The sequence below is a fragment of the Nocardia seriolae NBRC 15557 genome, from assembly GCF_007990715.1.
Classification (GTDB): Bacteria; Actinomycetota; Actinomycetes; order Mycobacteriales; family Mycobacteriaceae; genus Nocardia; species Nocardia seriolae.
Window position 1 is genome coordinate 1 of the sequence record NZ_BJWY01000069.1, and the last position, 25,919, is coordinate 25,919.

Annotated in this window: 21 protein-coding genes; 3 read left to right on the plus strand and 18 right to left on the minus strand. The window is 66.1% G+C overall.

What is annotated here, in order from left to right; translation table 11 throughout:
• The first annotated feature begins 251 nt into the window (after nt 1–251).
• Nucleotides 252–773, plus strand: coding sequence for an LLM class flavin-dependent oxidoreductase (locus tag NS2_RS20695; RefSeq protein ID WP_106852519.1), 522 nt, complete (start codon nt 252–254; stop codon nt 771–773).
• Here the strand turns inward: NS2_RS20695 and NS2_RS20700 are convergent.
• On the minus strand, nt 766–1,302 hold the full coding sequence (locus NS2_RS20700; protein ID WP_033088707.1) for a CGNR zinc finger domain-containing protein: 537 nt from the start codon (nt 1,300–1,302) through the stop codon (nt 766–768). The two genes, NS2_RS20695 and NS2_RS20700, sit on opposite strands and share 8 nt — an antisense overlap.
• Nucleotides 1,303–1,341: 39 nt before the next feature.
• Between NS2_RS20700 and NS2_RS20705 the strand changes: the two genes are divergently transcribed.
• Together NS2_RS20705 and NS2_RS20710 are read left to right on the plus strand one after the other, a co-directional pair.
• The gene (locus NS2_RS20705; RefSeq protein ID WP_033088706.1) at nt 1,342–2,295 is read left to right on the plus strand and encodes an EamA family transporter; all 954 of its coding nucleotides are present in this window, start codon (nt 1,342–1,344) and stop codon (nt 2,293–2,295) included.
• Nucleotides 2,296–2,372: 77 nt separating this feature from the next.
• Entirely contained in the window at nt 2,373–3,083 is a 711-nt protein-coding gene (locus NS2_RS20710; RefSeq protein ID WP_052086610.1) for a DUF8020 domain-containing protein, read from the plus strand.
• A 64-nt stretch (nt 3,084–3,147) separates the two neighbouring features.
• Here NS2_RS20710 and NS2_RS20715 read toward each other — a convergent pair whose 3' ends face one another.
• From NS2_RS20715 to NS2_RS20795, 17 genes are all read right to left on the minus strand, one after another.
• Entirely contained in the window at nt 3,148–3,744 is a 597-nt protein-coding gene (locus NS2_RS20715) for a Uma2 family endonuclease (RefSeq protein WP_052086609.1), read from the minus strand.
• A gap of 79 nt (nt 3,745–3,823) precedes the next feature.
• The gene (locus NS2_RS20720; RefSeq protein WP_033088705.1) at nt 3,824–7,777 is read right to left on the minus strand and encodes a DNA-directed RNA polymerase subunit beta'; all 3,954 of its coding nucleotides are present in this window, start codon (nt 7,775–7,777) and stop codon (nt 3,824–3,826) included.
• Nucleotides 7,778–7,883: 106 nt separating this feature from the next.
• Nucleotides 7,884–11,396, minus strand: a complete 3,513-nt coding sequence (gene rpoB, locus NS2_RS20725; protein WP_036546249.1) for a DNA-directed RNA polymerase subunit beta — start codon at nt 11,394–11,396, stop codon at nt 7,884–7,886.
• 555 nt (nt 11,397–11,951) lie between these two features.
• Complete coding sequence (locus NS2_RS20730; protein WP_033088703.1) at nt 11,952–12,704, minus strand: hypothetical protein; 753 nt, start codon at nt 12,702–12,704, stop codon at nt 11,952–11,954.
• A 13-nt stretch (nt 12,705–12,717) separates the two neighbouring features.
• Complete coding sequence (locus NS2_RS20735) at nt 12,718–13,536, minus strand: hypothetical protein (RefSeq protein ID WP_052486692.1); 819 nt, start codon at nt 13,534–13,536, stop codon at nt 12,718–12,720.
• Nucleotides 13,537–13,558: 22 nt separating this feature from the next.
• A complete protein-coding gene (locus tag NS2_RS20740) occupies nt 13,559–14,800 on the minus strand; it encodes an MCE family protein (RefSeq protein WP_033088702.1) in 1,242 nt (413 codons plus the stop codon).
• Nucleotides 14,797–16,035, minus strand: a complete 1,239-nt coding sequence (locus NS2_RS20745) for an MCE family protein (protein WP_052086607.1) — start codon at nt 16,033–16,035, stop codon at nt 14,797–14,799. Before NS2_RS20745 ends, NS2_RS20740 begins: the two co-directional genes overlap by 4 nt.
• Entirely contained in the window at nt 16,032–17,291 is a 1,260-nt protein-coding gene (locus tag NS2_RS20750) for an MCE family protein (RefSeq protein ID WP_172416804.1), read from the minus strand. The genes NS2_RS20745 and NS2_RS20750 overlap by 4 nt, the downstream gene beginning before the upstream one ends.
• Before the next feature lie 3 nt (nt 17,292–17,294).
• Nucleotides 17,295–18,302, minus strand: coding sequence for an MCE family protein (locus tag NS2_RS20755; protein WP_147207257.1), 1,008 nt, complete (start codon nt 18,300–18,302; stop codon nt 17,295–17,297).
• The gene (locus NS2_RS20760) at nt 18,302–19,378 is read right to left on the minus strand and encodes an MCE family protein (RefSeq protein WP_033088718.1); all 1,077 of its coding nucleotides are present in this window, start codon (nt 19,376–19,378) and stop codon (nt 18,302–18,304) included. The genes NS2_RS20755 and NS2_RS20760 overlap by 1 nt, the downstream gene beginning before the upstream one ends.
• Nucleotides 19,379–19,386: 8 nt before the next feature.
• The gene (locus NS2_RS20765) at nt 19,387–20,739 is read right to left on the minus strand and encodes an MCE family protein (RefSeq protein WP_033088717.1); all 1,353 of its coding nucleotides are present in this window, start codon (nt 20,737–20,739) and stop codon (nt 19,387–19,389) included.
• Nucleotides 20,736–21,602, minus strand: coding sequence for an MlaE family ABC transporter permease (locus NS2_RS20770; protein WP_045438148.1), 867 nt, complete (start codon nt 21,600–21,602; stop codon nt 20,736–20,738). The genes NS2_RS20765 and NS2_RS20770 overlap by 4 nt, the downstream gene beginning before the upstream one ends.
• A 2-nt stretch (nt 21,603–21,604) precedes the next feature.
• The gene (locus NS2_RS20775) at nt 21,605–22,399 is read right to left on the minus strand and encodes an MlaE family ABC transporter permease (RefSeq protein WP_033088700.1); all 795 of its coding nucleotides are present in this window, start codon (nt 22,397–22,399) and stop codon (nt 21,605–21,607) included.
• 10 nt (nt 22,400–22,409) lie between these two features.
• Nucleotides 22,410–23,471, minus strand: a complete 1,062-nt coding sequence (locus NS2_RS20780) for an ABC transporter ATP-binding protein (protein WP_033088699.1) — start codon at nt 23,469–23,471, stop codon at nt 22,410–22,412.
• Nucleotides 23,472–23,744: 273 nt separating this feature from the next.
• Nucleotides 23,745–24,125: a 50S ribosomal protein L7/L12 gene (gene rplL, locus NS2_RS20785; protein WP_033088698.1), complete on the minus strand. Its 381-nt coding sequence runs from the start codon at nt 24,123–24,125 to the stop codon at nt 23,745–23,747.
• Nucleotides 24,126–24,188: 63 nt separating this feature from the next.
• On the minus strand, nt 24,189–24,752 hold the full coding sequence (gene rplJ / locus NS2_RS20790) for a 50S ribosomal protein L10 (RefSeq protein ID WP_033088697.1): 564 nt from the start codon (nt 24,750–24,752) through the stop codon (nt 24,189–24,191).
• Nucleotides 24,753–25,035: 283 nt separating this feature from the next.
• Nucleotides 25,036–25,782 (minus strand): chymotrypsin family serine protease, encoded by a 747-nt coding sequence (locus NS2_RS20795; protein WP_145961777.1) that lies wholly within the window; start codon nt 25,780–25,782, stop codon nt 25,036–25,038.
• Between the last annotated feature and the right edge of the window lie 137 nt (nt 25,783–25,919).

Consider the following 25,919-nt stretch of genomic DNA (forward strand, 5'->3'; position numbering starts at 1 on the left):
CGACACTAGCACCATTCGCCGACCCGCCAGAATGCGCAGCAACCCTATCGTCCAACCCCGTGCGGCGCACGCGGACCTGTCCCCCGCTGCGGCCCGCGCTTGCCCGCCCGTCCGAAATCGACTTATAGTGGCCGCAATCCAAGAGATGCTCTCCAGAAGTTGTGCCGCAGAATGAGAGCATCCGCCTCCGGAAGAGGTGCGGAGTGGGCGGCCGAGTTTGTGCCCACTCATACCCTCATGGAGGTAATCCCATGCACATCGGTCTCGGACTTCCCATTTCCGATCCCACCGCCCTGCTCGACTGGGCGGGCAAACCGTTCGGCACCGACTGCGGCCCGATCGGTCCCGCGCCGCTCTCCCCCGCCGGTCCCGAACTGCTCTTCGGCGGCTTCCAGCCCGCCGCGCTGGATCGCGTCGGCCGTTGGGGCGGTGGCTTTCTCGCGGCCGCCGCGCCCGCGTGGGCCGGTGGGCTCTTCGAGACCGTCCGCCGCTCCTGGACCGACCACGGCCGCCCCGGCGCGCCGCGCATCGTCGCCCAGGTCAATGCCGCGCTCGGCTCGGACGATGTCGTCGCCGATGCCCGCGCGTCGATGGGCGCGTACTACGAATTCACCGGCATGGCCGAGAAGATGGTCTCCGGCATGTTCACCACACCCGGCGAAATCCGCCACGCCATCGCACAATTCGCTGATCTGGGCGCGGACGAGGTGATGCTCTACTGCTACAGCCGCGACGCCGATCAGGTGGACCGGCTCGCCGAGGTGCTCAGCTGACCGCCTTGCGGGCCCGATAGGCCGCCACCGCATTGCGATTGGTGCAGGCCGTCGAGCAGTAGCGGCGAGACCGGTTGCGGGACATGTCCAGCACGATGCCCGCGCAGGTCTCGTCGGCGCACAGCGCCAGGCGCGAGAGTTCGTCGGCGCGGATCAAGTCGATCATGGCCACGGCCGTCTCCACGGCGATGCGGACGTCGAGCGGGGCCTGGGCCGGGACGGCGTGGATGTGGTAGTCGAGATCGTCGTGGCGGACCAGCCGCGGCACCGCGCGATGCTCGGCCAGAATCGCGTTCACCAGCTCGACCGCGGTGTCGCGGTCGGCGGTGAGCAGGCGGCGCAACGGCGCGCGCTGGGCGCGGACCGCGGCCAGTTCCGCGGCCGTGCGATTGTGCGCGCCGGTGTAGCGGTGTTTGACGAAGAAGGCGTCCAGCTGGGCGATCTCGGTCAGCAAGTCCGGAGCCACCGCCGAGTTCACCAATTCGACCGCCGCGGCCATGGACGCCACCGTGTCATCAGCGAAAAGCACGTTGACATATTACACACAGAGCCCTTAGCGTCATTTGTCATGGCGACTTTGACTCATGACAGGGCGGCGGTGTCACACCGGCTGCGATCCGGTCTCCTGTGCGCGGCGCTGTCGGCCGCCGCATTCGGACTCTCCGGGCCACTGGCCCGCGGACTCATGGACGCGGGCTGGAGCCCGGCCTCGGTCGTCATCGTGCGCGTCCTGCTCGGCGCGGCCGTGCTGCTGCCCGCGGCCGTGATGCAACTGCGCGGGGACTGGAATCTGCTGCGCCGCAACACCTCCCTACTGGCCGGATACGGGCTGCTCGCCGTCGCCTCTGCGCAGCTGGCCTACTTCAATGCCGTCGCGCACATGGCGGTCGGGGTGGCGCTGCTCATCGAATACACCGCACCCATCGCCGTGGTGGTGTGGCTGTGGCTGCGGCACGCCCAGAAGCCCGGGCGGGCAACCGTGCTCGGCGCGATCATCGGCGCGACCGGGCTGATCCTGGTGCTGAACCTGCGGTCCGGGACGCAGACCAGCTGGGTCGGCATCGCCTGGGCGCTGGGCGCGATGGTCGGCGCGGCCGCGTATTTCATCCTGTCGGCGCACGCCGGGGACGCGGTGCCGGGCACCGTGCTGGCCACCGGCGGGCTGCTGATCGGCGGGCTCGGCATTCTGGCGGCCGGGCTGGTCGGCATCGTGCCGCTGCACGCCACCACCGCACCCGTAGTGTTCCAGGGGTTCACCGTGCCGTGGTGGGTACCGCTGCTCGCGCTGGGCGTGGTGACGGCGTCGATCGCGTACGTCACCGGCATCGCCGCCACCCGACTGCTAGGTTCCCGGCTCGCCTCCTTCGCCGCGCTCGGCGAGGTGCTGGCCGCCATCCTGTTCTCCTGGGCGCTGCTGGGCCAGACGCCCGCGCCCATCCAATTGCTGGGCGGCGCTTTGATTCTCGTCGGTGTGGTGTTTGTGCGCCTCGGCGAACCCCGCGACGACCTCTCTGCGCCATAGCCCTTCACATCTCGAGTTGATAACGGTAGTTTGTCGCAAATGTCGGGGAACTCGTCCATCACTCAAGAGAAGCCACCATGGGTATAACCAAATACGTAGCGCCCGCCCTGCTTTGCCTGACCGCCACCACCGTCGCCGGTACCGCGACCGCCGAACCGGTCCAGGCCCCCGCGCAGCCCGCCCTCCAGATCAAGGGCACCGACCACAATGTCGGCTACGACGTGGCTCTCTCCGCCGATCACCGCGCCGCGGTCAGCACCGTGCAGGCCGGTCACTTCCTCGCCACCTGGGACGGCGAGGCCGTCATCGTCACCGATGACGACGGCGTGCTCGTCTCCACCATTCCCCTGAAGTACGACATCGACGGCAAGACAGCCGAATTCGCCGCGAAGATCGATCAGGACAACCACCGCCTGACCCTCGCCCCCGTCGCCGAATCCGACACCCCCGTCCGCAATATCGATGCCCAGCAGCACTTCTTCGACGTCGTCCAGGCCAATCTCCCCGCGGTGGCCACCGGCGCGGCCATCGGCGCCACCATCGGCTTCATCGCCGGTTTCCCCCTCGGCCTGTTCGTCGTCGACTTCATCACCACCCCACTGCTGGCCGTGGTCGGCGGCGTGATCGGCGGGGCCATCGGGCTCCAGATGTCCGGCGGCCAAGAGGCTTCCGACGCGGCCCTGAATTACCTCGACTCCATGGTCCCCGGCACGGGCAATGTCTTCCGCCCGGTCTTCGCCGCCCTGCCCACCGAGCTACCGGCACTCCCCACCCTCCCGGCGAACTGATCCCGGCCCCAACGTAATTCGGCCCGCGCTCGAGCTGAGCGCGGGCGGTCGGGTGAATCCCGAACTACCAGGTCACCTCTGGCAGTTCGATGTCGATAGGGAACGGACGATCGACCTTGACCCGGCCGCGATGGACACCGGTCGGCGAATATCCGCCTTCCGGCAGCAACTCGAAGGTGTAGACGACGATCGCATCGTCTTCGTTCTCGACGCGCCAGAAACACTTGATACCCACGTCGGCATACTGCGCGGGACGAAGCTTCCGGTCCTTCGTTTTCGTGCCCGGAGACATCACCTCAACCGCAAGAAATACGTCCTCCGGCTCGAAAACCAGGCTGCTGGGGCCTACGACTTCGCGCGAAACGACAAGAACATCCGGCACCGGCACGCTCGAGCCGATATTGATTCCCTGCTCGGAGCCCACGACGAAATCGCGTGGCGCTATGGCACGTAGCGCATGTTTGAGGATGTCGATGACTTCGTTGTGCCAATGCGTGGCGGGAGCCATCATCACGACTTCACCGTCCAGCAACTCGAAGCTGCCATCGACAACTTCTATCAGACGCGGCAGGTCGGCGGCGGTGAATCCACCGGGAGGGGTCGTCGGCAACAGCACCATGCGGCCTCGGATCGGCTCGTCGATGTGCTGAGCAGCGGTCATACCAGCAGGGTACCGCAAACGGCATTCGGCCCCCGTTCCGATCGGAACGGGGGCCGAATTCTATTGCCTGGCTACGAGCTTAGCGGTAGTCGCTGAAGCCGTAGTCGTCCAGCGGCACCGCGGCACCGGTGGAGGTGCCGAAGCCGTCCGGGCTGTAGTAGCTGTCGTCGTAGGACGGGACAGCGTACGCGGCCTGGCGCGCCTCTTCGGTGGGCTGAACCTGGATGTTGCGGTACCGGTTGATACCGGTACCGGCCGGGATCAGCTTACCGATGATCACGTTCTCCTTCAGGCCGATCAGCTTGTCGGAGCGGCAGTTGATCGCGGCATCCGTGAGCACGCGGGTGGTCTCCTGGAAGGAGGCCGCCGACAGCCACGAATCGGTCGCGAGCGACGCCTTGGTGATACCCATCAGCACCGGACGACCCGAGGCGGGCTCTCCACCCTCCGCGACCACGCGGCGGTTGGAGGACTCGAACTCGGCGCGCTCCACCAGCGAACCCGGGAGGAACTCGGTCGCACCCGAATCGATGATGGTGACGCGGCGCAGCATCTGGCGGACGATCACCTCGATGTGCTTGTCGTGGATGGACACACCCTGCGAGCGGTACACCTCCTGGACCTCGTGGACCAGGTGGATCTGCACCTGACGCGGGCCCATCACGCGCAGCACCTCGTGCGGATCGGCCGAGCCCTCGAGCAGCTGCTGGCCGACTTCCACGTGGTCGCCGTCCGCGAGCAGACGCTCGGAACCGTCCTCGTGCTTGAACACCCGCAGGCGCTGACGCTTCGACAGCTTGTCGTACAGGACCTCGTCCGACCCGTCGTCCGGGATGATCGTGATCTTGTAGAAGCGGTCGTCGTCCTCGAGCCGCACGCGACCCGACACCTCGGCGATGGGGGCCTTGCCCTTGGGCACACGAGCCTCGAAGAGCTCCTGCACGCGGGGCAGACCACCCGTGATGTCGTCACCGGCGACACCACCCTGGTGGAAGGTACGCATGGTCAGCTGGGTACCGGGCTCACCGATGGACTGGGCGGCGACGATACCGACGGCCTCGCCGATGTCCACCAGCTTGCCGGTCGCCATCGAGCGGCCGTAGCAGGTGGCGCACACGCCGGTACCGGTGGTGCAGGTCAGCACGGAGCGGACCTTCACCTCGGTGATGCCGGCGTCGAGCAGCGCCTCCAGGGCGGGATCGCCCAGGTCGTGGCCCTTCTCGACAATGACGTTGCCCTTGGCGTCGACCGCGTCGGTGGCCAGCGTACGAGCGTAGGTGCTGGTCTCCACGTGGGCGTCACGGATGAGCGAGCCGTCGGCCTGCTTCTCCGCGATCGGCACCACGATGCCGCGCTCGGTGCCACAGTCGGTCTCGCGCACGATGACGTCCTGCGACACGTCCACCAGACGACGGGTCAGGTAACCCGAGTCGGCGGTGCGAAGCGCGGTGTCGGCCAGACCCTTTCGCGCACCGTGGGTGTTGATGAAGTACTCCAGAACCGTCAGGCCCTCACGGAAGGAGGACTTGATCGGCTGCGGGATGAACTCACCCTTCGGGTTGGTCACCAGACCCTTCATGCCCGCGAGGGTACGAGTCTGGGTGAAGTTACCCGTGGCGCCCGAGTCGACGATCGTGATGATCGGGTTGTCGGCCGGGTAGTGCGCGCGCAGCGCCTTACCGACCTCTTCGGTCGCTTCCTGCCAGATCTTGACCAGGGCGTTGTTGCGCTCCTGGTGATCGAGCGCACCACGCTGGTACTTCTTCTCGATCTGATCGGCCTGCGCGTCGTAACGCGCCATGATCTCGGCCTTCTCGGTCGGCACGAGCACGTCCGACATGGAGACCGTGACGCCCGAACGCGTGGCCCAGTAGAAGCCCGAGTCCTTGAGCTTGTCGACGGTCTGCGCGACCACGATCATCGGGTAGCGCTCGGCCAGATCGTTGATGATCGCGGCCTGACGCTTCTTCGGCATCGGCTCGTCGATGAACGCGTAGTCCGCCGGGAGCAGATCGTTGAACAGCACCCGGCCCAGCGTGGTCTTGGTGATCCACGCGTCGCCGCGCTGCCAGCCGTTCGGGAACAGCTCGGCCTCGACGTCCTTGGGCGGACGCTGGTTGGTCAGCCGGATCTTGATCAGCGAACGCACGGTCAGCTCGGCGCGGTCGACGGCCATCTGCGCCTCGGCGGGCGAGGAGTAGACGCCGAACTCCGGCGCGTCCTTGGTGGCCGCCCGGTACTCGCCCTTCGCGCCCTCTTCCAGGCGGGTCAGGTAGTACAGACCGGTCACCATGTCCAGACGCGGCATGGCGAGCGGACGACCCGAGGCCGGCGACAGGATGTTGTTCGAGGACAGCATCAGGATGCGGGCCTCGGCCTGCGCCTCCGCCGACAGCGGCAGGTGCACGGCCATCTGGTCACCGTCGAAGTCGGCGTTGAACGCCTCACACACCAGCGGGTGCAGCTGGATGGCCTTGCCCTCGACCAGCAGCGGCTCGAAGGCCTGGATACCCAGGCGGTGCAGGGTGGGCGCACGGTTCAGCAGCACCGGGTGCTCGGCGATGACCTCTTCGAGGACATCCCACACCTGGGGACGCTGACGCTCGACCATCCGCTTGGCGGACTTGATGTTCTGCGCGTGGTTCAGGTCGACCAGACGCTTCATGACGAACGGCTTGAACAGCTCGAGCGCCATCAGCTTGGGCAGACCGCACTGGTGCAGCTTCAGCTGCGGGCCGACCACGATGACCGAACGGCCCGAGTAGTCGACACGCTTTCCGAGCAGGTTCTGACGGAAACGACCCTGCTTGCCCTTGAGCAGATCGCTCAGCGACTTCAGCGGGCGGTTACCCGGACCGGTGACCGGACGGCCGCGACGGCCGTTGTCGAACAGCGCGTCCACCGACTCCTGAAGCATGCGCTTCTCGTTGTTCACGATGATCTCGGGCGCACCCAGATCGATCAGTCGCTTCAAACGGTTGTTGCGGTTGATGACGCGGCGGTACAGGTCGTTCAGGTCGGAGGTCGCGAAGCGGCCACCGTCCAGCTGCACCATCGGGCGCAGCTCCGGCGGGATCACCGGCACGGCGTCGAGGACCATGCCCATCGGCGAGTTGCCGTTGGTCTGGAACGCGGCGACGACCTTCAGACGCTTCAGCGCGCGAAGCTTCTTCTGGCCCTTGCCCGTACGAATGGTCTCGCGCAGGTTCTCGGCCTCGGCGTCGATGTCGAAGGTCTCCATGAGCTTCTGGATCGCCTCGGCACCCATGGCGCCCGTGAAGTACTCGCCGTAGCGGTCCTGCAGCTCGCGGTAGATCACCTCGTCGATGATCAGCTGCTTCTTGGCCAGCTTGGTGAAGGTGGTCCAGATCTCGTCGAGCCGGTCCAGCTCACGCTGGGCGCGGTCGCGCAGCTGACGCATCTCGCGCTCGCCGCCGTCCTTGACCTTGCGGCGGACGTCGGACTTGGCGCCCTCGGCCTCCAGCTCGGCCAGGTCGGCTTCCAGCTTCTGGGCGCGGGCCTCGAGATCGGCGTCGCGCTGGTCGGCGACGGTCTTCTTCTCGACCTCCATCTCCGCCTCGAGCGTGGACAGCTCGTTGTGACGCAGCTCGTCATCGACGGCCGTGATCACGTACGCGGCGAAGTAGATGATCTTCTCGAGATCCTTCGGCGCCAGGTCGAGCAGGTAGCCCAGGCGCGACGGGACACCCTTGAAGTACCAGATGTGGGTGACCGGGGCGGCCAGCTCGATGTGGCCCATGCGCTCACGACGCACCTTGGCGCGCGTCACCTCGACACCACAGCGCTCACAGATGATGCCCTTGAAGCGGACGCGCTTGTACTTACCGCAGTAGCACTCCCAGTCCCGGGTGGGACCGAAGATCTTCTCGCAGAAGAGGCCGTCCTTCTCCGGCTTCAGCGTGCGGTAGTTGATGGTCTCCGGCTTCTTGACCTCGCCGAAAGACCAGTTACGAATGTCTTCGGCGGAGGCCAGGCCGATCCGGAGTTCATCGAAGAAGTTGACGTCTAGCACGTAACTTCCTTTCCCCTGTTCGGGTTGAGTATGAGCAAAAGTTCGCTAAATCCGTTGCCCGGGAAGGCGACTCGAAAATGAACCGGCCTTCCCGGACCGATCGCTCTTACTGCGCCAGGTCGTCGACCGTCGCAGCCTCGTTGCGGGACAGGTTGATACCCAGGTTCGCCGCGGCGCGCTCCAGGTCCTCGTCGTCGCCGTCGCGCATCTCGATGGCGGCGCCGTCCGAGGACAGCACCTCCACGTTCAGGCACAGCGACTGGAGCTCCTTGAGCAGAACCTTGAACGACTCCGGGATACCCGGCTCCGGAATGTTCTCGCCCTTGACGATGGCCTCGTACACCTTCACGCGGCCGACCACGTCGTCCGACTTGATGGTGAGCAGCTCCTGCAGGGTGTAGGCCGCGCCGTACGCCTGCATGGCCCAACATTCCATTTCACCGAAGCGCTGACCACCGAACTGCGCCTTACCACCCAGCGGCTGCTGCGTGATCATCGAGTACGGACCGGTCGAACGCGCGTGGATCTTGTCGTCGACCAAGTGGTGCAGCTTCAGGATGTACATGTAGCCCACGGCCACCGGGTACGGGAACGGCTCGCCGGAGCGACCATCGAGCAGGATGGCCTTGCCGTCGTCGTTGATCATCTTCTCGCCGTCGCGGTTCGGCAGCGTCGAACCGAGCAGGCCGGTCAGCTCCTCCTCGCGGGCGCCGTCGAACACCGGGGTGGCGATGTTCGTGTCGGCGGGCTGTCCGATCATCTCGGCGGGCAGGTTCTTCGCCCAGTCCGGCGAACCGTCGACCTGCCAGCCGGTCTTGGCGATGTAACCCAGGTGGGTCTCCAGCACCTGACCGATGTTCATACGACGCGGCACACCGTGGGTGTTCAGGATGATGTCGACCGGGGTGCCGTCCGGGAGGAACGGCATGTCCTCCTGCGGAAGGATCTTGCCGATGACACCCTTGTTGCCGTGGCGGCCGGCGAGCTTGTCGCCGTCCTGGATCTTGCGCTTCTGCGCGACGTAAACGCGCACAAGCTCATTGACGCCCGGGGGCAGATCGTCGTCGTCGTCACGCGAGAAGACGCGGACGCCGATGACCTTGCCGGACTCACCGTGGGGCACCTTCAGGGAGGTGTCGCGGACCTCGCGGGCCTTCTCACCGAAGATGGCGCGCAGCAGGCGCTCCTCGGGGGTCAGCTCGGTCTCACCCTTCGGGGTGACCTTGCCGACCAGGATGTCGCCGTCACGGACCTCCGCGCCGATGCGCACGATGCCGCGCTCGTCCAGGTCCGCCAGGACCTCGTCGGAGACGTTCGGGATGTCCCGGGTGATCTCCTCGGCACCGAGCTTGGTGTCGCGAGCGTCGATCTCGTGCTCCTCGATGTGGATCGAGGTGAGCACGTCGTCCTCCACGAGGCGCTGCGACAGGATGATCGCGTCCTCGTAGTTGTGGCCTTCCCACGGCATGATCGCCACGAGCAGGTTCTTGCCCAGGGCCATCTCACCGTTCTCGGTGCAGGGGCCGTCGGCGAGCACGTGCCCGGACTCCACGCGCATGCCCTCGTCCACGATCGGACGCTGGTTGGCGCAGGTGCCCTGGTTGGAGCGCTCGAACTTGCGCAGGCGGTAGCTGCGGCGGGTGCCGTCGTCGTGCATGACGGTGATGAAGTCGGCCGAAACCTCTTCCACCACACCGGCCTTCTGGTTCACGACCACGTCACCGGCGTCGACCGCGGCGCGCAGCTCCATGCCGGTGCCGACCAGCGGCGACTCGGAACGGATCAGCGGCACGGCCTGACGCTGCATGTTCGCGCCCATGAGGGCACGGTTGGCGTCGTCGTGCTCGAGGAACGGAATCATGGCGGTCGCGACCGACACCATCTGGCGCGGCGAGACATCCATGTAGTCGATGTCCTTGGCCGGGACGTATTCCATTTCCTCGTTGCCGTGGCGGGCGAGGACGCGGTCCTCGAGGAAGTTGCCGTCCGCGTCGACCGGCGAGTTCGCCTGGGCGCGGATGTGGCGGTCCTCCTCGTCGGCGGTGAGGTACTTGACCTCATCGGTGACGCGGCCGTCGATGACCTTGAGGTACGGGGTCTCGATGAAACCGAACGGGTTGACCCGCGCGTAGACCGAGAGCGAACCGATCAGGCCGATGTTCGGGCCTTCCGGGGTCTCGATCGGGCACATGCGGCCGTAGTGCGACGGGTGGACGTCACGGACCTCCAGACCGGCGCGCTCACGGGACAGACCACCCGGGCCCAGCGCCGACAGACGACGCTTGTGGGTCAGACCCGAGAGCGGGTTGTTCTGGTCCATGAACTGCGACAGCTGCGAGGTGCCGAAGAACTCCTTGATCGCCGCCACGACGGGACGGATGTTGATCAGGGTCTGCGGCGTGATGGCCTCGACATCCTGGGTGGTCATGCGCTCGCGCACGACGCGCTCCATGCGGGACAGGCCCACGCGGATCTGGTTCTGGATCAGCTCGCCAACCGTCCGCAGACGACGGTTGCCGAAGTGGTCGATGTCATCGACATCCACCGGCACCTCGACGCCGCCGGGGACGGTCATGAGCTTGTCGCCCTGGTGCAGGCGCACCAGGTACTCGATGGTCGCGACGATGTCTTCCTTGGTCAGCACCGAACCCGTGACGGGCACACCGGCATTGACGCCCAGCTTCTTGTTGACCTTGTAGCGGCCGACGCGGGCCAGGTCGTAGCGCTTCTCCTTGAAGAACAGGTTCTCCAGCAGGGTCTGCGCCGACTCCTTGGTCGGCGGCTCGCCCGGACGCAGCTTGCGGTAGATGTCGAGCAGCGCCTCGTCCTGACCCGGGGTGGAGTCCTTCTCGAGGGTGGACATCATGATCTCGGAGAAACCGAAGCGCTCGGTGATCTCCTCGGTGGTCAGACCCAGCGCCTTGAGCAGCACGGTGACCGGCTGGCGACGCTTGCGGTCGATACGCACACCGACGGTGTCGCGCTTGTCGACGTCGAACTCCAGCCACGCGCCGCGCGACGGGATGACACGCACCGAGTGCAGGGTCTTCTCGGTCGACTTGTCGATGGACTCGTCGAAGTAGACACCGGGCGAACGGACCAGCTGCGACACGACGACGCGCTCGGTGCCGTTGATGATGAACGTGCCCTTGTCGGTCATCATCGGGAAATCACCCATGAAGACCGTCTGAGACTTGATCTCACCGGTGTTGTTGTTGATGAACTCCGCGGTCACGAACAGCGGCGCCGCGTAGGTCATGTCCTTGTCCTTGCACTCCTCGATGGAGGCCTTGACCTCTTCGAAGCGCGGGTCGGAGAAGGACAGCGACATGGAGCCGGAGAAGTCCTCGATCGGAGACAGCTCCTCGAGCACCTCCTCGAGGCCCCCGACGGGGTTTTCGACGTCGCCGCGCGCGATGGCACGCTCACGCCAGTCTGCTGAACCGACCAGCCAGGCGAACGATTCGGTTTGTAGATCGAGAAGTCCGGGAACCTCCAGGGGTTCGCGAATCTTCGCGAAAGACACCCGCTTCGGGGCTCCGGGGACTGAGTAGAATCCACGGCCCGCCGTGGTGGCCTCGGTCTGGGTGGAGACTGCCAAGATGCGTCCTTCCAGCACCTCACGCGCGTCGCGTGGTGGTCCGCGACCGTCGCTTGTCTGCTACGAATTCCGCTGGTTACGACCCGAACGAAACCCGAACAGCAAACAGCGGAAGTAACACCGGAAGGTGGAACTTTCGTGATGCGATCGAGGTATGGACAGGAGGCAGCCAGCGCAACGTCAAAAACTACACCCAAACCTACGGGGGTGTCAAAGTACCACCCGTGGCGATCCGCGGACGGCAACTTCGCCCCGGTGTGTCTATGTCGATATCCGGGCGACCGGAGCGCCGATATCCGGGCGACCGGAACGTCGGTACCGACACAGCGAGGGCGGCCTCCACACGGATTTCCGACTGGGCCGAAGAGTCCGCTGGCTGCGTTCGCGAGGCCCACGTCGGCGTCCTGTCCCCTGTGACAGCCGCCGCTGTTGTGAATAGCGTGACGGCTCGGACGAAAGTCGTCAAGTGGCGGTCCGCGTTGACAAATGCCGAGATCGCCTGTCCCGCTACAAGATCACCTTCCGACGTCGCGCGATACCGGAAAGACACCGGCGCGCGACGGGCGTGACCCTCTACTTGTCGGTTATCTCCGAGGCCAGCCAGTGGCCGTCGACCTTCTGCATGCGCAGCACGATCGGGCCCGACGCGAGGGGTTCGGGCTTGTTGTCCTTGACCGCCGAGATGTTCAGGTTGACCAGCAGTTCGGCGCGGTCGCCGGTGAGCAGGGTCACGCCGATGGGGTCGGTTTTGACCTGGGTGTCGGTCTGGGTCTGCCTGATGGTGTCGACCGTGGTGTCGACGTACTTGGCGAAGTCCTTCTGCATCTTGTCGGTGAGCACCGAGTTGACCGAGGTCTTCCACTTGTCGATCTCGGCGGCCTTGTAGCCGTAGAGCGTGGTGAGGGCGTGGTCGGCGGCGGCCTTCACCTCGTCGGTGGCCGTGTTGTCGACGTAGGCGAGATTGCCGGAGTCCGAGTTGGGCTTGCCCACCCAGTGATTCACCGCACCGGTCACCGCGAAGGCGAGCAGCAGCACGGCGAGCGCGCCGCACACGGTGGCGACACCCCAGTTACGCCAAAATCCACCTTGCCCGCTCGGCTTGGAATACTGTTGCGGGGCAGGATTTTTGGACAGGCTGGGACCGCGCGGCGGGGTGGTGCGCCGGGTGGTCCGATCGGACTCGACGGTCTGATCGGCCGACACCGTCCGATCGAGCCGCTCGGTGGTGGACCGGGTGCTCGCCGCGGTGGTGCGCGACGCGGTGCCGCGCTGGGCGGCCGGGCGGCGCGGGGTGACGCGGTTGACGGGACGTTTCCGGTTGGCCATGGGTCACTCCCTCCTAGTTGCCCGGTGCGGGGGTCGGGGTCGAGCTCGGCTGCTGTGCGGTGCCCGTGCCCAGCGGCACCGGCTCGCCCAGATTCTGCGCCTTCTCGGCTTTCCAAGCGTCGCCGACCTTGACCAGGTCGAGGGTCCAGAGCTGGCGGAAGGTGGCGGGCTGCCCGCCGGGCCAGCTCCGGGTGATCTTCAGCACCGCGAAGGCCGACGCGTGATCGAGCTCGGTGTTGAGCGAGGTGAGGGTGAGCCCCTCGACATCGGCCTTGATCCGGGTCTTGGAGTCCTGGGCGGTCTGCTTGAGCTGATCCTGCCCTTCCTCCTGCTGCTTGAGCAGTTCCCCGGTCATGGATGACCGGATATTTGCCAGCGACCCGTCGATATCGTCCGGGTTGATGGACATCAGGTTGATCGCGGCCTGCCGGGCATCGGTCAGCGCGGCATCACGGGCGTGCGCGCGGTTCTCGTCCTTGTGATCCCCGAACCAGAGGAAGCCGATGATCCCGGCCGCCACGACGGATACGGCCAGCAGCGCGGCCGCACCCACGGTGACGAAGCGCCGCACATCCAACCCCGCGGGCGGAGTCGCGGCAGGCCCGGCCACGGTGGGCCCGGCGGGCGCGTCCAGCACCACTGTCGGCTCGGCCGCCGCGACAGGCTCCGATGCCGCGGTTTCCGTATCGGATTCGGTTTTGGAACCCGCGTGCCGGAACGACTCGGAGATCGCGACGTCAGCCCAGGACCCATCCGGGGTGGTTTCGGGAACCGACGGGCTCGTCGGCTTCTCGAGGTTGTCCCCCGAATCGCTGTCCTTTTGCTGGCTCACGCCGCCACCATACTTTCCTCTCTCACCGCTTGGGTGTGACGCCCATGAGGGTCGCCAGCTGGGTCGCGACCGGGTTCAGGTTGAGCTTCTCCGGGTCGTACTTGGGCTTGTCGTCCCAGGGCTGTGGAACGCTGGGGTCGGCCAGGTCGGCGCGCGCTCCGCCGCGGACCGCGGTCTCACTGCCCTGCGGGACGGTGCAACCGGCCTGCGTATTGAACGGGAAGTCGTCGCGGGTGTCGTCGAAGTTGGGGTTCTGGGCCTTCATCTGGTCCAGAATCCGTTGCGTGCCTTCGTATCCCACCGTGCAGGCGGGCGGGTTGTTGGTCTCGAGCACCAGGCCGAAGTGGGTGGTGCCGTCGCCGGGCGCGGTGGAGGAGCCACCGAGCGGCAGCAGCGGCAGCATCTGCAGCACCGGGCCGAGGGCGTAGAACTTCGGCGAAATGGCCAGCAGCAGCACGCGCAGGTTGGTCAGGTCCTTGGTGAGGGCCGGGCCGCTCTCGGTCAGCAGGCGCTGGATCGAGGAGGCCGCATCGGTGCCGGTGCCGATGAGCCGGCGGATGTCCGGGTCATTGGACTTGAGCTGCGCGGTGAGCTTGTCGAGGCCGTCGCTGAACTGCAGGATCGCGGGCGACTGCTCGGCCTGGGTGCCCAGCACGGTGCGCGCGGAGCGGATCAGCGCCAGGGTCTGCGGCAGGTTGTCGATGCCGGTGGCGGTGAACTTGTTCAGCGAGTCGACCAGGATCTTGAGGTCGTCACGCCGCCCGTCGAAGGCCTTGCCCAGCTCGGTGATGGTGGTGGACAACGCCTTCAGGTCGGTGCTGCTCGCGAAGTGGTCGACGCTGGTGAGCAGGTCCTCCACGTGGACGGGCACCGCCGCGCCGTCGATGACCGAGCCGTCGTGCAGGTACGGCGAGGTGTCGCTGGTGGGCAGCAGGTCCACGTACTGCTCACCGATGGCGGACCGGTTGGCGATCACGGCCTTGGCATTGGCGGGGACCTTGGGCTTGCTGGAGCTCATGTCCAGGGTGATCAGCACGCCGTCGGGGGTGACGTCGAGGTTGCCGACCCGGCCCACGGGCACGCCGCGGTAGGTGACCTCCGCGCCCTTGGACAGGTTGCCGGTCTCCTTGGCCTTGATCTTCACCTGGTACAGCCCGAAGCCCATCATCTGGTCCAGGTGCACGTATTTCGCGCCCACGAACACGACGCCGAGGACGGCGATGATCGCGAAGGCGATCAGCTGATTACGCACCAGACGAGTCATCGCGGACCACCCACTCCCAGCTGCTCGAGGATCGATCCCAGCGGATCGGTCGGTCCCGCCTGCCCGGTCGGCCGCGCCACGGTGGGCGGCAGCGGCAGCAGCGAGACGGTCGGCCAGCCGCCGCGCGGCCCGTTGCCGTTGTAGTACGGGTTGGTCGGGTCCACGTTCACCTGACGGCCGGTGGGCGGCAGGTAGACCGGATCCTGTTTGCCCACACCGAGGTTCGACAGCAGGGTGCCGATCTGCAGGTCGACCGAGAGCCAGGTGTTGACCTGGCCGCCGAACGCGGACTTTATCGCCTCGTCCGGGAACGGGTAGGTCGGGATGAGCGGGAACGCGGTCACCAGGTCACCCGCCGAATCGCCCAGCGCCTGCAGCGTGGGTCGCAGCGAGGACAGATCGGTGATCAGGTTGTCCTTGGAGTGGTTGAGCACGTCGAATCCGGCCTGCCCCACCCGATCCAGCTGCTGCAGCATCTGAATCAGCTGCGGCCGTTGCTCATTGAGGATCTTGATGCCGGCGGGCAGCTCGTCGAGGATCTTGGAGATCTGGGTGGTCTGCTGGCTCACCCGGCTGGTCAGCGTGTCGAGGCTGTCCAACGCGCGGGTGATATTGCCGACCTGGTCGTCGAGACCCTTGATCAGGATGTTGGCCTGATCCAGCAAGTCCCGGACCTTGCCCTCGCGGCCGTCCAGAGTCTTGTTGAGCTCCACCACGATCGGTTGCAGCTGCGCCACGCCGCCGCCGTTGAGCAGCAGCGAGAGCGCGCCGAGCACCTGCTCCACCTCGGTGGCGGTCTGGGTGTTCTCGCGCGGGATCTTGTCACCGCTCTTCAGCGGCGCGGAGTCGGCGTCCTTGGGGGCGGACAGTTCGATGTACTTCTCACCCAGCAGGTTGGTCTGCTTGACCTCGGCGTGCGCATTGTGCGGCAGCTTCACGTCATCGTTGAACAGCACCTGCACGCTGGCTTCCCAGGCGTTGTCGGGTGCGATGCTGATCTTGTCGACCCGGCCCACGGCCACGCCCTCGACCTTCACCGAGGACTGCGGGACCAGGTCCAGCACATCGCCGAAGCGGATGTCGATGGACATCGGGTGCTTGCCGATGTTCGGGCCGCCGGGCAGCGGAATGCTGTCCGCGCCGCAGCCCGCGGCCACCGCGGTGACCGCGCCGAGCGAGGTGGCCAGCAGCGCGGCCCGTTTCACCCGGCCGCCGCGAATCCGGTTGGCGCTCATCGCTGTCCGCCTTCCTGCTGCGACGGAGCCTGCTGATCGGACGGGTTGCCGGGCACGGTGCCGGGCACCGTGTTGTGCTGTTCGTTCTCGCCGCTGAGGATGCCGAAGGGCAGCATCAGCGTCGGCGTCTTCACGCCCGCGGTGAGCTGATCGGTGATCGCCTTGCAGTTGCTCAGGATCGGTTGCAGCTGACGGGAGATGGCGTCGAACTTGGGGTCGCCGGGCCGCAGCTTGCCCAGGTCGAGCATCTTGCAGATGACGCCGAAGGGGTCCTGCAGGTCGGTGAAGTTGGGGCGCATGTCGAGCGTGCCGGTCTCACCGTTGTGCACGTTGATCAGGTTGCTGAGCGCGGTCGGGATGAGCGGCAGCGCCTTGGCCAGATCGTCGCGCTGGTCGGCGAGGGTCTGGGTGAGCTTGGTCAGCGCATCGGCGTTGGACTGCACCAGGTCCCGGTTGTCGTCGATGAACCGGGCCACGTCGCCGAGCGCGACCGAGAGCAGGCTGAGCGCGTCGCCGAGCGTCTGGCGCTCGTCGGACAGGAACCCGGCCAGCGAGGCCAGCTGGCTGTTGAAGGTCCGCACCTGCGTGTCGTTGTCGGCCAGGGTCTGCACGAAGGTCTGCAGGTTCTTGACCGTGTCGAAGATGTCGGTGCGCGAATCGGAGAGCGCACGCGCGGCCTTGGACAGCTGGGTGAAGCTGTTGCCCAGCGCCTCACCGTTGCCGGAGAGGTTGTCGGCGGAGGTGCGCACCAGCTGGTTCAGCGCGCCGTCCTTGTTGGCGCCGTTGGGGCCCAGGGCATTCGAGAGCTCGGTGATGGACTTGTAGAGCCGGTCCACCTCGACGGGGGTCGCGGTGCGGTCCTTGGGGATGGTGGCGTCGCGCCCCATCTTGGGCCCGCCCTTGTAGACCGGCGCGAGCTGGATGTAGCGGTCCGACACCACCGACGGCGTGATCTGCGCGGCCTTGGCGTCGGCGGGGATGTCGTACTTGCGGTCGACCTTCATGACGACCTTGACGACCTCACCCTGCGGCGTCACCGAATCCACGCGTCCCACCGGCACACCCAGGACCCGGACGTCGGAACCCTCGTAGATGCCGATGGACTTGTCGAAGTAGGCGGTGATCGTGGTGGTGTTGAGCTTGTCCAGACCCCACCAGGTGACGCCCGCGACCACGACCGCGAGGGCGGCCGCCGCGGCGATCAGCTTGGACTTGGTGCTGGTGCCCTTCAGGGCGGTGAGCGGATTCTTCGCCACGGTCTAACCTCCCAACTTTCGGATCGGATCGCGATTGCCCGGAACATCCGGCAACGCCGGCGGAATCAGGTTGGTGATGACCGCGTCGAACCAGCGGCCGGTGCCCAGCACATTGGCGTAGAGCCCGTAGAAGGGCGCGGCCAGGGTGAGGGTCTTGGAGATGTCGGCCTGGTGATCATTCAACAGGTCGATGGTCTTGTTGAGGTTGGTCAGCGCGGGGCCGATCTGCTCCTCGTTGTCCTTGACCAGCGCGCTCAGTTCGGCCGCAACGGTTTTCGCACCGGTGAGCAGCTGGTGGATGGCCTGCTGGCGCACGTTCAGCTCGGCCAGCAGTTCACCGCCGTTGGCGATGAGCCGCTCGAATTCCTGATTGCGGTCCGCGAGCACCTGGGAGGTGGTCTTGGTGGCGGCGAACAGCTTCTTGAGCTGATCGTCGCGCTTGGCCAGCGATTCCGAGAGCCGGGCCACGCCGTCGATGGAGCCGCGCCGTTCCGGCGGGGTCGCCGAGAACGCGTCCGAGAGCACCTGGAAACTCTGCGCCAGCTGCGCGGTATTGGTGTCCTCGATGTTCTTGGCGGCGTCGCTGAAGGCGTCCACCACGTCGTAGGGGGACACGGTGCGCGAGAGCGGAATCCGGTCCGAGGGATCGAGCACCTTGGTGCCCTTGGGATCCAGCGCCAGGTACTTCTGCCCGAGCAGCGTCTTGATCTGGATCGACGCGCTGGTCTCGTTGCCGACCCAGGCGTCCTGGGTGTGGAAGTCGACCAGCACCTTGTCGCCGTCGAGCCGGACATCGGACACCGCGCCGACCTTCACGCCGGCGATGCGCACCTCGTTGCCCTTCTTCAGGCCCGCGGCCTCGGAGAACTCGGCGGTGTACTTGGTGCCGGCGCTCAGCAGCGGCAGCTTGTCCAGGTTGAACGCGGACATGGTCACCAGCAGCACCATGAGCAGGCCGATGCCGCCCATGAAAACCGGACTGCGCTTGCCCAATACGACGCGGTCGTCCATCAGCGGCCTCCCTTCCCGTGGCAGCGCGGGGCCGGATTCGTGTAGATCGGCTGGTTCACGGTCGGCATGTTCTGCAGTGCGGGCGGGATGTTCAGCTGCGGCGCGTCCTTGGTGCCCGGGCCCACGACGATGTCGATGCCGCACAGATAGAACTGGAACCACGAGCCGTAAGAGGCTGCGCGACCGAGCTTCTCCATCTTGATCGGCAGGTTGGTCAGGCCCTCGTCGACCTCGTCCTTTCGCTGATTCAGGGTCGAGGTCAGCTGGTTCAGGCCCGCGATGGCGCCCTGCAGGTTCGGCCGCACCGGGACCAGCAGGTCCGCGGTGGCCGAGGCCAGATTGCCCAGCGAGGTGACTGCCGAGCCGATGGTGCCGCGCTCGGCGTTCAGCCCGGTGACCAGCGCCTCGGTGTTCACGATCAGCTGGTCGAGCTGGTCGCCGCGCGAATTGATGCTGTCCAGCACCAGATTCAGGTTCTTGATCAGCTCACCGATCACCGCGTCCTTGTCGGCCACCTTGTTGGTGAGCGAGGCGGTGGTCGCCACCAGATCCCGGATGGTGCCGGATTCGCCCTGGAAGACCTGGATGATCTCGGACGACAGCTTGTTTACGTCGTCGGGGGTCAGCGTCTGGAACAGCGGCCGGAAGCCGTTGAACAGCTCGGTCAGATTGACCGCGGGCTTGGTGCGCTCCAGCGGGATGGTCGCGCCATTGTTCAGCTTGCGGCCCTGCTGTCCGGTGCCCTGTTCCAGCGCGATGTAGCGCTGGCCCACCAGGTTCCGGTACTTGATGGTCGCGGTGGTGGAGGCGGGCAGCCAATCCCGGTCGGTGAGTTCGAATTCCACATTGGCCAGGCGCTTGTCCACGATGGACACATTCGTCACCTTGCCCACGCGGACACCCGCGATGCGCACCTCGTCGCCCTTGTTCAGGGAGGTCACATCGGTGAAGCGGGCATTGAACTTGGTGCCGCCGCCACCGTAGTTGGCGATGGTCAGCGCCAGCACGCCCGTCAGGAAGACCGTGACGAGAATGAAGGCGATCAGTTTGGTCAGCGTCGGCCCGAGGCCGCGCAACACATCCTTCACTTGACGCTCACCTCACTGCCGCGGAACGCCGGAGCGGCGATCTTGGTGATCCAGCTGGGCACCTCGTCGGGCGAGACACCGTGCGCGGCACCGTAGATCGCGCCCAGGGCCTGCGACTCCTGCGGCGAGTACGCGGTGGTCGGCGTGTAGGGGCCGTACACCTTGTACTGCGGCTCCGGCATCCGGCCGATGTTCTGGTCACCCGGATTGCGGGTGGGCGGCTGGTAGGAACCGTCATTGGCGGAACCGTTGGTGTACTGGCCCGGGTCGGTGCCCGGCGGGTACATCGGAACGCACAGCGGGCCACGCGAATCGAACCAGCGCGGCTCGTCCTGGTTGGGGACGTAGCGGCCGCGGGGGTTCACGACCGACACGCTCACCCGCGAGCCCGGCAGGTCGGTGCCCTTGCCGAAGATCTGGTCGATGCGCGGCTTGAGTTCCGCGAATCCGGCCAGCGCGCAGCTGTAGCTGGGCGAGTACTTGGCCAGCGCCTCCAGCGCGGGGCGGGAGTCGGCGGCCACGTCGATGATGTTGTCGCGGTTGGCGAGCAGGAAGTCCGCGGTGGTCGAGGCACTCGGGGTGAGCGTCGCCATCAGGGTGTCGATCTGCGAGCGCTTCGCCACGATGGTGGCATTGGTGGTGCGCAGGTTGTCCAGCGCGTCCACCAACTGCGGCGCGGCGTCCGCGTAGGTGGTCGCCACGTCGGCCAGGCTCTTCAGATCCTGTTGCAGCGTGGGCATCTCACCGTTGACCTGCGTGAAGATGGTGTCGAGCCGGTCGATGGTCTTGCCCAGCTCCTCGCCCTGCCCCTGCAGCGCGTTGGACAGCGCGCTCAGCGTGGAGGACAGGTACTGCGGCGGAATCGCGTTCAGCAGCGGCAGGATGTTGTCCAGCAGCTGGCTCACCTCGATGGCGTTGCCGCTGGTGTCCTGGTGCAGGGTGACGCCCTCGGTGAGGTGCCCCTCCGGGGCCTCCGGCCACACCAGATCGATGTAGCGCTCACCGAACAGCGTCTTGGGTAGCAGGCGCGCGGTCACATTGACCGGGATCTCCTTGGCCTTGCCCGGATCGATGGCCAGGTCCAGGGTGACGTTCTTGCCGTCGTACTTGCTCGACCGCAGCTCGCCCACGGTGACGCCGCGGACCTTCACATCCGCGTTGCGGGTCAAGGCGTTTCCGACGGTGTCGGTGATCAGGTTGACCCGCACCGTCTCCACGAACTGCTTGTTGTAGACGGCGATGGTGGTCCACAGGAACAGCGCCACCACCACGAAGAACAGAATGCCGAGGGTGCGCTTGCGCAGCTTCTCGGTGGAGCGCCACAGCTCCACGTTCCTGGGGTTGCTCATCCGGCCACCCGCACCGTCGTGGTCGTGCCCCAAATGGCCAGGGACAGAAAGAAGTCCAGCACGTTGATCAGCACGATCGCGGCGCGCACGGCGCGGCCCACGGCCACGCCCACGCCTGCGGGGCCGCCGCTGGCGTTGTAGCCGTAGTAGCAGTGCACCAGGATGATGACGAACGCGCAGACGAGCACCTTCACGAAGGAATAGAGCACGTCCTCCGGTGGCAGGAAGAGATAGAAGTAGTGGTCATAGGAGCCACTCGACTGCCCGTTGAAGTAGATGCTGATCATCCGCGAGGCCAGGTAGGTGCCCAGCAGACCGACCACGTACAGCGGAATCACCGCGAGGAAGCCCGCGATGGCGCGCGTGGTCACCAGGAACGGCACCGACGGCACCGCCATCACCTCGAGCGCGTCGATCTCCTCGGAGATGCGCATGGCGCCCAGCTGCGCGGTGAAGCCACAGCCGACCGTCGCCGAAAGCGCCAGCGCCGCAACCAGGGGCGCGAGCTCACGAGTGTTGATGTACCCGGTCAGGAAGCCGGTGAGCACACCAGAGCCGAGGGCGTCGAGGGCCTTGAAGCCCTGCAGTCCGACGACCACACCCACCGACGCCGACATGAACACGATCACGCCGATGGTGCCGCCGATGACGGCCAGGGCGCCCGAGCCGAAGGTCACCTCGGCCAGCAGCCGCATGACCTCCCTGCGGAAGTGCACGATCGTCTTCGGGATCGCGCCGATCGCCCTGGAGTAGAACGACATCTGGTCCCCGGCCTTGTCGACCAGGTTCACGGGGGCCTCGAGCACCGGTTTGACCCGGCGCGCCGACCGGGAGAAGACGGTGGAGCGCTGCGAAACAACCATGATCACGCGCCCTTTGCGGGGACGACCTGAAGGTAGATCAGGGTGAGCACCAGATTCAGGAAGAACAGCACGAGGAACGTGATCACCACGGACTGGTTCACCGCGTCACCCACTCCTTTCGGTCCCCCCTTCGGATGCAGGCCCTTGTAGGCGGCGATCACGCCCGCCACCACGCCGAAGATCAGGGCCTTGATCTCGCCGATAACCAGGTCGGGGATCTGCGCGAGGGCGGAGAAGGACGCGAGGTACGCGCCCGGGGTGCCGCCCTGCAGCCCGACATTGAAGAAGTAGCCGCCGCAGATGCCGACCACCGACACCAGGCCGTTCAGCAGGAACGCCACCAGCATCATGCCCAGCACCCGCGGAACCACCAGGCGCTGAATGGGATCGATGCCGAGGACCTCCATGGCGTCGATCTCCTCGCGGATGGTGCGCGAGCCGAGATCGGCGGCCACGGCCGAACCGGCCGCGCCCGCGATGATCAATGCGGTCACGACCGGGGCGGCTTGCTGGACGGTCGCCAGCACGCTGGTCGCGCCGGTGAAGTTCTCCGCGCCCAGCTGCTTGATGAGCGAGCCGGTCTGCAGGGCCACCACCGCGCCGAACGGGATTGCCACCAAAGCGGCAGGGAGGATCGAGACACTCGCGATGAACCACGATTGCTCGATGAACTCCCGCCACTGGAAGGGCCGGCGGAACGTCTTCCGGAGCACATCCAGGAAGAGTGCGAATATGTTGCCGGCCTGGGCAAGTCCCGACTCGACCGGGGTGCGCAGTCGCGTCAGGGTGGGGTTCACGCCGCGTATATTACCCGTTAGTCAGGTTCTGTCGCACCGTGGTGTCGTACCCGCCTGTATAGGCGGGCATTACCTGTGTGTCGGAATCATCGCCGTTCTGCTGCATGGATTCCCGAATGGCTTCCTGGGCGGCCGGCGGCAGCGTGTGCATGATCTGGCGGACCCGCTCGCGACGACGCGCCACAGCGCCACGAACCGGCATGCCCGGCTGCGCCCGCATCTGCGGGATGATGCCCTCGATCTCCTCCGCGCCACCGGCGTGGTGACCCGAGTCGAACATGGCCTGCTCGCGGGCCATCTGGGCTTCGTCCTTCTCCTCGGACATACCGATGGGGCCCTGCATGCGGCCGTTGAGGAACTGCTTGACCACCGGCTCCTCCGAGGTGAGCAGCACCTCGCGGGGGCCGAACATGACCAGGTTGCGGCGGAACAGCATGCCGATGTTGTCCGGCACCGAACGGGCCAGGTTGATGTTGTGCGTGACGATCAGGATCGTCGCGTCGATCTGCGCGTTGATATCGATCAACAGCTGCGAGAGATAGGTGGTGCGAACGGGATCCAGACCGGAGTCGGGCTCGTCGACCAGGATGATCTGCGGGTCCAGCACCAGCGCGCGGGCCAGGCCGGCACGCTTGCGCATACCACCGGAGATCTCACCGGGCAGCTTCCCCTCCGCGCCCAGCAGACCGGTCAGCTCGAGCTTCTCCATGACGATCTTCTTGATCTCGGATTCGCTCTTCTTGGTGTGCTCACGCAACGGGAATGCCGTGTTGTCGAACAGGTTCATGGATCCGAACAGCGCGCCGTCCTGGAAGAGGACGCCGAACAGCTTGCGGATCTCGTAGAGCTCCTTGTTGGAGCAGGTGGTGATGTCGGTGCCGTCGATGTAGATCGAGCCCTTCTCGGGGCGCAGCAGACCGATCAATGCCTTCAGGAAGACGGACTTACCGGTACCGGACGGGCCGAGCAACGCGCTGACTTCCCCCGGGGGCAGCGTCAGAGTGACATCCTGCCAAATACGTTGCGAACCGAATGACTTCGTGATGCCTTCGGTCCTGACCTCGACGCCCACGCCAACCTCCACTTTCTCCGACGAGCGCCCTACATGTGACGCCGGGCCACAAAAAGCGCGCGGTGTGGCGCGTCACAGTAGGTTCGGCCACTGTATCGCATATATACCGTCTCGGACACCGGGACCTGACTGGTCGGTAGAAAGTTTCATACCGAAGTCTCGATCACGGCGGAATCACGACCGCAGAATACGCGAAAAGGGCGATCCCACAATGGGAATCGCCCTTTTCACAATCGATGAGGCGCCGGGGTGTAGCCCGGCACAATCTCCGTCTTACTTGACGGTGATCTTGGCGCCGGCCTCTTCCAGCTTCGCCTTGGCGGCCTCGGCGGCCTCCTTGGCGACCTTCTCCAGGATCGGCTTCGGGGCGCCCTCGACCAGGTCCTTGGCTTCCTTCAGGCCCAGGCCGGAGACGATCTCACGCACGACCTTGATGACCTGGATCTTCTTGTCGCCGGCACCCTCGAGGATGACGTCGAACTCGTCCTGCTCCTCGGCGGCCTCGGCCGGGGCAGCAGCGCCACCCGCGACGGCGACGGCGACCGGAGCGGCAGCGGTGACCTCGAACTTGTCCTCGAACGCCTTCACGAACTCGGACAGCTCCAGCAGGGTCATGCCGGCGAAGGTCTCGAGCAGCTCATCAACGTTGGCCATTGATATTTCCTTTCGTAGGTTCGTCGCTGTGTCGACAGCGGCGAATAGGTTTGGGGTAGTGACTTATTCGGCGTCGGCAGCAGCGTCGGCGGCCGGAGCGGCAGCGCCGCTCTCGGCCTGCTTCTTCTCCTGCAGAGCGGCGAGCAGGCGAGCGACCTGGTTGCCGGGGGCCGCGAACAGACCCGCAGCCTTCGACAGGTTGCCCTTCATGGCGCCGGCCAGCTTGGCCAGCAGCACCTCGCGCGACTCCAGGTCGGCGATGCGCTCGACCTCGGACACGGACAGCGCGGCGCCGTCCATGTAGCCGCCCTTGATGATGAGCGCCTTGTTGTCCTTGGCGAACGCCTTCAGCGCCTTCGCGGCTTCGACCGGCTCACCCTTGATGAAGGTGATGGCGGTCGGACCGACGAACAAGTCATCCAGGCCTTCCACGCCCGCCTCAGCGGCGGCACGCTTGACCAGGGTGTTCTTGGCGACGGAGTAGGTAGCGTTCGCACCGAGGGCACGACGCAGCTCGGTGATCTTGCTGACCGACAGGCCACGGTATTCCGTGACGACGGTCGCGGTCGACTCCTTGAACTGCTCGGTGATCTCCGCGACGGCGGTGATCTTCTCAGCGTTTGCCATACTTCGCCTCCTCTCTGGATGGTCGGTTCTCGTATGAACTACCGAGTTCCGCCACAGGGGCCGGCGACAAAGCTAACGCCCCGGTCGCAGAGCGAACCCGGGGCGCACAAGAAACGATCGCGATCTCTCGCGGTTTCCCTACCTCGGCTCTCCCTGCGTGGGCCGCCGGCAATATCGCCGGACCTTCGACTGCCTCGCGGCAGCAACCAACGGTCTTCGGTAGAACGATTGGGGTGATCATCGAACGGGTCGATGACCGTCGTCCAATATAGCGGACACGCATCTATCCAGCAAAATCGAGGTGGAACCCGGCCCCCACCCCGCCGCGCCGATCGAGATCCTCGAGGATCGCGGTCATGGCGGAACTGCCGCCCCACACCCATTGATTGCCGATCAGCGCCTCCCCCGCGACCACCGGCGCGCCGGAATCGCCGGGAAACTCGGGCACCGTGGTGACCAGATACGGCCCCATCGAAGTGAGCGTGTTCCCGCACGTCCGGCCACTGGTCTTGCCCTGCTTGCACACCGGGGTCCCCTCCACGGGCGGCGGCGAGATGCTGCGGATGGTCGTATCCCCCACCGTGGCAACGGGATTCACCTTCGAACGGTCGAAAACGATGACGGCGTAATCCAACCCGACACCGTGCGGCCCCGGCGCGATCGGATTCCCGCCGCTGATGTAGTCGACCGTCCCGATCCGCCCGAGCGCCGGATCATGCTCGGGCCCATACTCGACCGCCGACTGCAAGAAGACCGCGTCCCCGGCCCCCTGCCGCGCACTGTCGTAGGCGCAGTGCGCATTCGTGAGCCCCACCAGATTCCCCTCCGCATCCGATCCGATCGCCGTGAGCGTGCAGAAGTGCACCAGCGATACCGACCCGACCGGAACTCCCCACTGCAACGCCAATCCCGTCCCCCCGCCCACCGGCACCCGCCGCGGTTCCTCCGCCTGTGCGAGTCCGCCAACGGCCATCGCGGCCACCAGGGTCACACCGAAAAACACCGCCGCCGAGCGATATCGGTTCGTCACGCCCTCATCCAACTTCCGGATGCGCACGACTCAACGACCAAAACCGAACGGCCGGTCAATCAGCGTGTCGAGACAAAGCGAAGGGCCGGTACGAGATTCATACCGGCCCTTCGGGCTTCATGCGTTGCTACGCGTTA